We start from the raw sequence: 12,312 nt of genomic DNA, 5'->3' as shown, positions 1-12,312 counted from the left end.
CACAACTACACAGTAGAAGAAGTTAAAGGCTCAGACGCAACCGTTACATACGACACAATGAAAGCGAATGTAACAGTCACAGTTAAACACGATGGTACTGCTAAAGTTCTTATCGCGACTGTAGGCGACATTGCGGACAAAGAATTTAACAACCGTGTGACTCCTCCAGAAGAGCCTAAGTTCCAACCAGAGAAATACGTTCTTAGCGATGGTAACGGTAAGTTCGATATCACTGGTACTAAACTTCTTGATGACGATAAAGAGTTGGCAGACAAGTACGCAGAAACAAATGCGAACCCATATGCGGATTCTTCAGATGGTAAGAAACTTTCAAATGGTGAAATCGTAGGTAAAAACGAAGCAGAAAACATCAATACTAAAGCTGTTAAACGTGGCGAAACTATCAACTACCAAGTATGGCTTGATACAAATCAATTTGATGCAAACAACAAGGATAACATCCAAACTGTTGGTATCACTGATGATTATGATGAAGCTAAATTGGAAGTTAAAGCCTCAGACATTAAGGCTTACGATGGTAAGACTGGTGCTGATGTTACTGACAAGTTCGACATCTCTATCGCTAACGGCGTGATTACTGCTAACCTTAAAGCTGGCTTCACTAAGTCACTTGGCGATGCGGAAAACACTCAAATTATCGATACTACTAAGTTCGAATTTGGACGTTACTACAAGTTTGTCATCCCAGCTAAGGTTACTGACGGTGCTTACGATGGTGCTGAAATTGAAAATACAGCAGCTCAAGTAGTAAACTACTACAACCCAACTACTAAGACTGTTGAAAAACCAAACAAACCAACTGAAAAACGTGTTAACAACGTTCCAACTGCTATCGAGTTGATCTTCGGTAAGACACTTAACGGACGTAAGTTGCAAGATAAAGAATTTACTTTCGAATTGAAAGATGAAAAAGGTAATGTTCTTGAAACAGTTAAGAATGATGCCGAAGGTAAAGTTAAATTCTCTACTATCAACTATGCTAAAGCAGATCTCGGTAAGACATTCAACTACACAGTAGAAGAAGTTAAAGGAACTGATACAACTGTTACTTACGATAACATGAAAGTCAATGTTACTGTTCAAGTTATCCAACCTTCAGTAGGAGATCAATTGTCAACAGTTATCTCTTACGCTACAGTAGGTGGAGATGCTTATGGTGGTGACGATCGTGTCTTCGATAACGAGGTTACTCCTAACTTCAAACCAGAGAAATATGTTGTTTCAGAACCAAGCTTCGACATCATTGGTAACAAACTTGCTGATGACGACGATTCAGCTGATAAAGTTGAAATCCAAAACTTGAATGGTAAGACCCTCAAACGTGGTCAAAAGATCTACTATCAAGTATGGCTTGATACTCGTGACTTCACTGCAGAAAGCAACCTTCAAACAGTTGGTATCACAGACAACTACGAAGAAGCTAAGCTCGATATCGACGCTTCTGAAATCAAGGTTTACGATGGTATCACTGGTAAGGATGTTACAGACAAGTTCGATATTAAAGTTGAAAATGGTGTTCTCTACGGTACATCTAAAGCAAGCTTGACTAAAGCTATTAGTGCAACAGATGCTACTCCAGTCATCGATACAACTAAATTCGAGTTTGGTCGTTACTATAAATTTGATATCCCAGCTGTTGTTAAAGACATCGATGCTAACGACGGTGTAGATATTGAAAATACAGCCAACCAAACAATTCACCAATACAACCCATTCAATAAGAAAGTTACAACTCCTGAAAAACCAACTCAAACACGTGAAAACAACGTTCCAGTTCCACTCGAGTTCAACTATACTAAACGACTTGAAGGACGTGAGTTGACTGCAGGTGAGTTCAGCTTCGTATTGAAAGACAAAGATAACAAGATTCTTCAAACAGTAACCAACGATAAAGATGGTCACATCAAGTTTGAAAAACTCTTGTTCAACAAAGATGATCTTGGTAAGACATTTACTTACACAGTTGAAGAAGTAGCTGGTAAAGATGCTTCAATCACTTACGATGCTATGAAAGCTACTGTGACAGTGGAAGTTACTAAGGAAGGCAAAGTTCTCACAACTGTCGTTAACCATGCTTCAACAGGCGGATTCGCTTCAAGTGCTAACGATAAAGAGTTCAACAACAAAGTTCGCCCACCAGAAACACCTAAGTTCCAACCAGAGAAATACGTTGTTTCTGAAGAGAAATTCGATATCACTGGTGACAAACTCGTTGATGATGATAAAGAGTTGGCAGACAAGTACGCAGACACAAATGCGAACCCATATGCGGACGATGCATCAAACAACGAAAAACAAAACTTAAATACTAAGTCTGTTAAACGTGGTGATAAACTTGTTTACCAAGTATGGCTCGATACAACTCAATTCGATGCTAACAACAAGGATTACATCCAAACAGTTGGTATTTCTGATGACTACGATGAAACTAAATTGGATCTTGATGCTTCAGCTATTAAAGCTTACGATTCAGTAACAGGCGAAGATGTAACAGCTAAATTCGACATCAAAGTTGAAAATGGTATGATTACTGCTAACCTTAAAGATGGCTTCACTAAGTCACTTGGAGACGATGCAAATACTCAAATCATCGACACAACTAAGTTTGCCTTTGGCCGTTACTATAAATTCGATATCCCAACCACTGTTAAAGACTCTGTTCCTGGTGGTGTAGATATTGAAAATACAGCTGGACAAGTAGTTCACTTCTACAACCCACAAACTAAGAAGACAGAAATCCCTACTAAACCAACTGAAAAACGTGTAAACAGCGTTCCAATCTCAGTTGAATTCAACTTCACTAAGAAACTTGAAGGCCGTGAGCTTAAAGCAAACGAATTCAGCTTCCAATTGAAGGATGAAGCAGGAAATGTCATCGAAACTGTTAAGAACGATGCTTCAGGTAACGTTAAGTTCAAAGCTATTGAGTACAAGAAAGGCCAAGAAGGTACTTACAAGTACACAGTAGAAGAAGTTAAAGGTACTGATGGCACAGTTCAATACGACGGTATGAAAGCTGTTGTTACAGTTGAAGTTAAACATGATGGAACAGCTAAAGCACTTATCACTAACGTGACAGATGCAGCTGATAAAGAGTTCAACAACAAAGTAACTCCTCCAGATACTCCAGACTTCAACCCAGAGAAATACATCCTTAACGAATCTAAATTCGATCTTACAGGAGTTAAACTTCTCGACGATGATAGCGAATTGAAAGATAAGGTTGCAGATACTAACGCAAATCCTTACGCTGATAAGACTGATAACAACGAAGCTCAAAATATCAATACTAAGACACTCAAGAAAGGTGATAAAGTATACTACCAAGTATGGTTGGATACAACTAAATTCACTGACGCTCACAATATCCAATCTGTAGGTGTTACAGATAAATATGACAGCGAAAACTTGACTGTTAACGTTAAAGATATTAAAGCATACGACTCTGTAACAGGAGAAGATGTGACAGCTAAGTTCGATATCACTCTTGTTGATGGTGTAATCACTGCAACATCTAAAGCTGACCTTACTAAGTCACTTGGCGATGCAGAAAATACACAAGTTATCGACACAACTAAGTTCGCCTTCGGACGTTACTACAAGTTTGAAATCCCAGCAGAAATTAAACAATCTGCTAAGGGCGGTGTTGACATCGAAAATACAGCCTCACAAATCGTTCACCAATACGATCCACAAAGTAAGACTGTTAAGAAACCTGAAAAACCAACAGAAAAACGTGTCGTAAACATCCCAGTTGAAGTTGAATTTAACTTCACTAAGAAACTTGAAGGCCGTGAACTTAAGGCGGATGAATTCAGCTTCGTTCTTAAAGATAAAGATGGAAACATCCTTCAAACAGTTAAGAACGACGCTGCAGGTAACGTTAAATTTGCTGCTCTTGAATTCAAGAAAGGCCAAGAAGGTACTCACAACTACACTGTAGAAGAAGTTAAGGGTACTGATGGAACTGTTTCTTACGATTCAATGAAAGCTCTTGTTACTGTTGAAGTCTCACACGATGGTAAAGCGAAAGCACTTATCACTAAAGTGAACGACCCAGCAGATAAAGAATTCAACAATACTGTTCGTCCACCAGAAAAACCTAAGTTCCAACCAGAGAAATACGTTGTTTCTAAAGAGAAATTCGATATCACTGGTATGAAACTTGTTGACGATGATGCTGAGTTGAAAGATAAAGTAGGCGATACTAACAAGGATCCTTACGCTGACAGCACAGCTAACAACGAAGCTGAAAATATCAATACTAAGACACTCAAGAAAGGTGATAAGTTTGTCTACCAAGTATGGCTCGACACAACTAACTTCACTGACGCTCACAATATCCAATCTGTAGGTGTTACAGATAAATATGACAGCGAAAACTTGAACATCAATGTTGCTGATATTAAAGCATACGACTCTGTAACAGGAGAAGATGTGACAGCTAAGTTCGATATCCAAATCGTTGACGGTGTGATTACTGCAACATCTAAAGCTGACCTTACTAAGTCACTTGGCGATGCAGAAAACACACAAGTGATCGATACTGCCAAATTGGCATTCGGACGCTACTACAAGTTCGATATTCCTGCAACTATCAAAGGCACTGCTAAAGATGGTGTAGACATCGAAAATACTGCGTCACAAATCGTTCACCAATACGACCCAACTAAGAAATCTGTTGAAAAACCAGAAAAACCAACAGAAAAACGTGTAGTCAATATCCCAACTAAGGTTGAGTTTGAATTCACTAAGAAACTTGAAGGTCGTGAACTTAAAGCTGGTGAGTTTAGCTTCGTACTTAAAGACAGCAAGGGTAATGTGATCGAAACTGTAAGCAATGATGCTAACGGTAAGATCAAGTTCTCAGCTCTTGAGTACAAACGTGGTGAAGAAGGTACTCACGTCTACACAGTAGAAGAAGTACAAGGTAACGATGCAACTGTTACCTACGATAAGATGGTTGCTACAGTCGTTGTTTCTGTAACTAAAGACGGTAAAGTCTTGACAGTAACTTCTCAATTGCCAGAAGATACTGAGTTCAACAATATTGTGACACCACCGACTCCTCCAACACCACCAACACCACCGACTCCTCCAACACCACCAACTCCTCCAACACCACCGACTCCTCCAACTCCAGTGGTTCCACCAGTGACACCACCAACTACACCAGAAGCTCCTAAAGGACCAGCACTCCCTGAAACAGGTGATGATGCGTCTATGGCAGCTATGGCTCTCGGAGGAATCCTTGCGGCAGCTGGACTTGGTTTGGCAGGAAAACGCAAAAAAGAAGACTAAGATAGTTCATAGGTTAGATCCCTCAACATAGTTAGTTAGGCTATTTCGGTTTTCGAAAAAAGAGACTCATCCCATAAGGGGTGGGTCTCTTTTGTGTCTATTACAAGACAGTTTTTGTTTATATTAAAAAATTAGATAAAAACTCAAAAGGTGAAGAGGTTTATTCAACAAATATTAGTAACTTAGATTATAGGGGAAATTCCCATAAATAGTGATATGCATGAAAATGCTTATATGAAAAGGTTTGATTATTTTCACGAGGAGCTAGTTACTAATCATAATCCGTTTTTTATATTGATTAAAAATTAGAGAAAATACTTGCCTAAAGATTAAAAAAAGGATATGATAGACTTCGGAAGAAGGTTAATAAATGTATAGAGTGCGTGTTTTTTCAATAACGTCTTCGTTTTTTTGACGTGCCTTGGGGTACAAGGATTAACATATAGGAAGATTTTGAATGAAACAAGCAAATCATGTTTTTGAAAAAGTGACAAAATACGCCATTCGTAAATTGTCAGTAGGTGTAGGGCCAGTTGCTATCGGGACATTCTTGTTAGCAGGTGGTCTTTTCGTGTCTAAACCAGTTTCGGCAGACCAGGTTACTTCAGATGCATCGGTACACATGGCCTATGTCACAGAAAATGAATTAACAGCTGAAGAGCAGAAGCAAGTGGTACATGCTATTCCTAAGGAATATCAAAATGAGGACACTTTTTATCTGGTTTATAAACGTAAGGGAGACAGTCAAGCTACTCTTCCTCAGACAGGAAGCTCTGACTGGGCAGCGACAGGTTTAGGATTGGCAACAGCGACTATGGCTGTGTTGCTATTTTCAAAAAAACATCGTAAAAAAATTATTGGCTTGGTCTTGATTGGGGCCGCAGGGCAAAGTCTCCTTGTGCCGATAGAGGTTCTTGCCTTGCAAAACAAGGAGTTGCAGGCCTATAATCAAACTCTTGCGGTTTCAAATAAAGAAGATTTGGCTAAGGGTGTTATTGCCATTGATGGTTATGAGTATGTGGGTTATCTGCGTTACTCTGCTAAGCCGGAGCTTGAACAACCTTTGGAGAATACTTTGCAAGGGCTTGAGTCTTCAATAAAAGAAGATAATACAGTTAGTCAGGGGACAGCTGATAGGGATAGTAAGGGAATCAGTTGGAAAAAAGGAACACAGGAGCCAGGTCATGAAGGCGAGGCAGCTGTTCAGCCTGCTAATCCAGAGTACACTGAGCCAATTAGCGCTAAAGGTACGCAAGAATCAGGTCATGAAGGCGAGGCAGCTGTTCAACCTGCAAATCCAGATTACACTGGTCCAATCAGTGCTAAAGGTACGCAAGAATCAGGTTACGAAGGCGAATCTCTAGTTCAACCTGCTAACCCAGAGTACACTGGACCGATTAGTGCCAATGGTACCCAAGAAGTTGGTCACGAAGGCGAAGCAGCTGTTCAACCTGTCGCTCCAGAGTACACAGGTTCAATCAGTAGCGATACTACAAGTGCTAATGGAACGCAGGAAGTTGGTCACGAGGGTGAAGCATGGGTCCAACCGGCTAATCCAGAGTACACTGGACCAATCAGTGCTAACGGTACCCAAGAAGTTGGTCATGAAGGCGAGGCAGTGGTTCAACCCGCAAATCCAGAGTACACCGGTCCAATCAGTGCCAATGGTACCCAAGAAGTTGGACACGAAGGCGAATCTCTAGTTCAGCCCGCCAATCCAGCGTATACCGGTCCAATCAGTGCTAATGGTACCCAAGAAGTTGGTCACGAAGGCGAGGCAGTGGTTCAACCAGCTAACCCAGAGTACACCGGTCCAATCAGTGCCAATGGTACCCAGGAAGTTGGTCACGAAGGCGAGGCAGTGGTTCAACCAGCTAACCCAGAGTACACTGGTCCAATCAGTGCCAATGGTACCCAAGAAGTTGGCCATGAAGGCGAAGCAGCTGTTCAACCTGCTAATCCAGACTATACAGGCAAACTGGAAGCCAAGGGTACACAAGAATCCGGTCATGAAGGTGAGGCGGCTGTCCAACCCGAGAATCCTGTCCACACTCCAGTTGTTGGAAGTGTCACAGAGACTGAAACGCAAGCCATCGATTATCCTATCGAAGTTATCACTGATGATAGCAAGTATGTGGATGAAGAGGTTGTCGAGCAAGAAGGTCAAAAAGGTAGCCAAGAAATCCAGAAAATTTACCAAACCATTGATGGTGTCAAGGTTGGTGAGCCAACTATTGTGTCAGGTAAGGTTATTGAGGTGCCACAACCTAGAAAACTTCGTCGTGGCAGCAAACCTCTAGATGGAACAACGACCGAAGAGTCTATTGTAGAGCTTCCATTTAAAGAAATTGTCCAAGAAGATGACACGCTTGAGAAGGGTACTTTACAGGTTGTTCAAGAAGGTCAAAAAGGTCAAAACAAAATCACCAAAGTCTATAAGACCTACAAAGGGAATAAGACGTCTGAGGCACCAACTGTCACTGAAACCGTGCTAGTTCCTGTTCAAGATCGTATCGTTCACAAAGGGACCAAGGTGTCTGAAAAACCAGTGCTTACGCTAACAAAGATTGACAAGGATGATTTGGGTCGTAGTGCTAAACTTAGCTACACCTTGACGAACCCAGGTTCAGCAGCTATCACGACTATTAAAGCGGTCCTCAAGCAAAACGGACAGATTGTCCAAACGCTTGATATTCCTAGCACGACCTTGACTGCTGACCTAACAAACTTAGACTATTACAAGCCATATACCCTCACAACAACCATGACCTATGATCGTGGCAATGGTGAGGAGAATCAGGTTTTGGCAGACCAAACTCTCCAACTGGATCTCAAGAAGGTTGAGCTTAAAGATTTTGCACGTACAGATTTGATTAAGTATGACAATCAAACAGAAGTGGATGAGACTCGTCTGGCAGCTGTACCTCAGGATCTCACGAATTACTATTTGAAGATGACTTCTGCGGATCAGAAGACCACTTACTTGGCTGTAAAAGCCATCGAAGAAACGACGGTTGATGGCAAGGCGGTTTATAAGGTAACTGCAGCAGCGGACAATTTGGTGCAACGTGATACCCAAAACCATTTTGCTCAAACCTATAGCTATTACATTGAGAAACCTCAGGCTAGCCAAGCCAATGTTTACTACGATTTTGCTGAGTTGGTCAATGCCATTCAGGCGAATCCTTCAGGTGAATTTAGGCTCGGACAAAGTATGAGTGCTCGTCACGTCGTTCCAAACGGTAAATCATACATTACGACCGAATTTACTGGTAAGTTGCTCAGTGATGGTGACAAACGCTATGCCATCTATGATTTAGAACATCCATTGTTTAATGTCATCAATGGCGGAACGATCAAGAATATCAACTTTGAAAATGTAGACATCAATCGCTCTGGTCAAAATCAAATCGCGACGCTTGGATTTAACCTTAAAAACAAAGGTCTGATTGAAGATGTTAAGGTGGCTGGTTCAGTGACTGGTAACAATGACGTTGCAGGTATTGTCAATAAGATTGATGAAGATGGCAAGATTGAAAATGTTGCCTTTCTCGGTAAAATCAACTCTGTTGGTAATAACTCAACAGTTGGTGGGATTGCTGGTTCAAACTACATGGGATTCGTCAACAGAGCCTATGTGGATGCGACTATTACAGCTCAAAATGCTAACGCAAGTATGCTGGTGCCATTTGTCACTTACATGCTCAACAGTTGGAAATCAGGAACGAAGGCTAAGGTAACCAATTCAGTAGCTAAAGGTGTTCTTGATGTTAAAAACACAAGGAATGTCGGTGGTATTGTCGCTAAGACATGGCCTTACGGCGCTGTTCAAGACAATGTGACCTATGCTAAGGTTATCAAGGGCCAAGAAATCTTTGCTTCTAGCGATGTCAATGATGAAGACGGTGGCCCATACATCAAAGATCTCTTTGGTGTTGTTGGCTATAGCTCGGCCGAAGATGGTACTGGTAAAGATACTAAGAGTCCGAATAAGCTCAAACATTTGACCAAGGAAGAAGCTGACAAGCGTGTTGAAGGTTACAAGATCACAGCTGATACATTTGTTAGCGAGCCTTATGCGTTGAATACGCTTAACAATGTTTCTAGTCAAGCTGATTTTGCCAATATTCAAGACTATAAGCCAGAATACAAGCAGGCTTACAAGAATATTGAGAAATTCCAGCCATTCTATAACAAGGATTATATTGTCTATCAAGCAAACAAACTGGCCAAGGACCACAACTTGAATACCAAAGAGGTGCTCTCAGTGACACCAATGAAAGACAGTAATTTTGTCACAGACCTAAGCGATGCTAACAAGATTATTGTTCACTACGCTGATGGAAGCAAAGACTACTTCAAGCTTTCAGAGAGTTCAGAAGGGTTGAGTAACGTTAAGGAATATACTGTTTCTGATTTGGGTATCAAGTACACTCCAAATATCGTTCAAAAAGACCACTCAAGTCTTATCAATGGTATCGTTGATATCCTGAAACCGATTGAGTTGCAGTCTGATCCGATTTACCAAAAACTTGGCCGTACTGGTCCAAATAAGGTCAATGCTATCAAGAACCTCTTCTTGGAAGAAAGCTTTGACGCTGTTAAGGCTAATTTGACTAACCTAGTAACTAAGCTGGTTCAAAATGAAGATCACCAGCTTAACCAATCACCAGCTGCTCAACAAATGATTCTTGACAAGGTCGAGAAAAATAAAGCAGCCCTCTTGCTAGGGTTGACCTACTTGAATCGTTATTACGGTGTGAAGTTTGATGATGTTAACATCAAAGAAATCATGCTCTTCAAACCAGATTTCTATGGTAAAAATGTGGATGTCCTTGACCGTTTGATTGAGATTGGCTCTAAGGAAAATAATATCAGTGGTTCAAGAACCTACGATGCTTTCGGTGAAGTTCTCGCCAAAAGTACCCTTTCTAGTGATCTCACCGACTTCCTCAACTACAACCGAAAACTCTTTACGACTATCGACAATATGAATGATTGGTTCATCGATGCTGCTAAGGATAAGGTCTACGTTGTAGAGAAGGCGTCTCAAAATGAAGGTGTTGGTGAGCATAAGTATCGTGTTTATGACAACCTTAGTCGTGGTCTCCACCGCAAGATGATTTTGCCTTTGTTGAACCTTGATAAGACAGAGATGTTCTTGATTTCTACCTATGATACTATGTCTTATGGAACAGCTAACAAGTACAACACAACCCTAGAGAAGTTGAAACCAGAGATTGATCTAGCGGCCCAACGTCAAATCAACTATCTTGATTTCTGGCAAAGATTGGCTGCAGATAATGTCAAAAACAAATTGTTCAAAGACATTGTCAATCCAATCTGGGAAGGTTTCTATGTCTGGGGTCATGGTTGGCCAGGTTGGCCAGAGCGCTACGGCCAATTCAAGAACAGTACGGAAGTCTATGCGCCAATCCGTGAAATCTATGGACCAGTTGGTGAGTACTACGGTGATAACGGAGCCATGGCAGGTGCCTATGCTGCCATCTACGACAACCCATACGATAATCGTGCCAAGGTTACTTATGTCATGTCTAACATGATTAGCGAGTACGGTGCTTCAGCTTTTACCCATGAAACAACTCATATCAATGACCGTATTGCCTACTTTGGAGGTTTTGGTCGTCGTGAAGGAACAGACGTTGAAGCTTATGCCCAAGGAATGTTGCAATCACCAGCGACTCAGGGTCACCAGGGTGAATACGGTGCTCTAGGACTCAACATGGCCTTTGAAAGAGAAAACGATGGTAACCAGTGGTACAACACCAATCCGAACAAGTTGAACTCGCGTGAAGCCATTGACCGTTACATGAAGGGCTACAACGATACCCTTATGCTTCTTGATTCATTGGAAGGAGAAGCAGTTCTCAGTCAAGGCAAGCAAGAGCTCAATAACGCATGGTTCAAGAAGGTAGACAAACAGCTACGAGGCAATAGTAAAAACCAATACGACAAGGTGCGTGCTCTAAGTGATAGCGAAAAGGCTATTAGCTTGACCTCTATTGATGACCTTGTGGATAATAACTTCATGACCAATCGTGGCCCTGGAAATGGTGTTTATAAACCTGAGGACTTCTCTTCTGCCTATGTCAATGTGCCAATGATGTCTGCCATTTATGGTGGTAATACCAGTGAGGGCTCTCCAGGTGCCATGTCCTTCAAACACAATACCTTTAGACTCTGGGGTTACTACGGCTATGAAAAAGGCTTCTTAGGTTATGCGACCAACAAGTACAAACAAGAAGCAAAAGCGGCTGGTAAGAACACCCTTGGTGATGACTTTATCATTAACAAGATTTCTGATGGTCAGTTCAACTCCCTAGAAGACTTCAAGAAGGCCTACTTCAAAGAAGTGAAAGAAAAAGCGTCTCATGGTTTGACGACAGTTACTGTTGACGGTACATCAGTAAGCTCTTACGATGATTTGTTAGCCTTGTTTAAAGCGGCAGTAGCCAAAGACGCTGCAAGTCTTAAAACAGATAATAATGGCAATAAATCTGTGTCAACAAGCCATACGACAAAACTCAAAGAAGCTGTCTATAAGAAACTTCTTCAAGAGACAGACAGTTTCACAAGTTCTATTTTCAAATAATAGGTGAAAGAATCCCTTTTGGTAAATGCCAAAGGGATTTTTGAATCTGTTGAGAATATGGGAAGTAGGAGCCTCTAGGTCAGTATTGGCAAGGGATTGGGAGAGGTGTGGGGTGAGCTATTAAAACATTTTCTTTTTGAAGGGAGAGAATTTTGTATTTTAATAAATATCACCAAAACTAAAAAATACGGTTAGAGTAACGAAGATTTTTAATAAAAGATGGTTTGATATAAAAGTATTTTAAAAATTATAAAACTGACAAAATAGTGAATTGTGCTAAATAAAAGCACGAACGTTTTTGAAGTTTCAAAGGACTTAGATAAAAGTTTTAAATTAATGTTTTCTAATAAAAGTTAAACTTTTACACAATTATTAGT

2 protein-coding genes are annotated in these 12,312 nt (G+C 40.9%); both read left to right on the top strand.

Annotation, left to right across the window (positions count from 1 at the left end; translation table 11 throughout):
* On the top strand, positions 1-5,322 hold a 5,322-nt coding region (locus tag H7U04_RS11060), incomplete at its 5' end, for an SspB-related isopeptide-forming adhesin (RefSeq protein WP_201043262.1).
* Positions 5,323-5,779: 457 nt separating this feature from the next.
* Complete coding sequence (locus H7U04_RS11055; protein WP_201059803.1) at positions 5,780-11,935, top strand: ZmpA/ZmpB/ZmpC family metallo-endopeptidase; 6,156 nt, start codon at positions 5,780-5,782, stop codon at positions 11,933-11,935.
* Positions 11,936-12,312: the final 377 nt, after the last annotated feature.

Source organism: Streptococcus sp. 22.1, assembly GCF_016648645.1.
Classification (GTDB): Bacteria; Bacillota; Bacilli; order Lactobacillales; family Streptococcaceae; genus Streptococcus.
Note: the sequence above shows the minus strand (reverse complement) of the source record. Positions and strands in the feature narration are given on the sequence as shown.

What these genes read in the sequence shown, in the direction of transcription:
- H7U04_RS11055 (WP_201059803.1), top strand. Translation starts at nt 5,780, where the DNA reads ATGAAACAAGCAAATCATGTTTTTGAAAAAGTGACAAAATACGCCATT.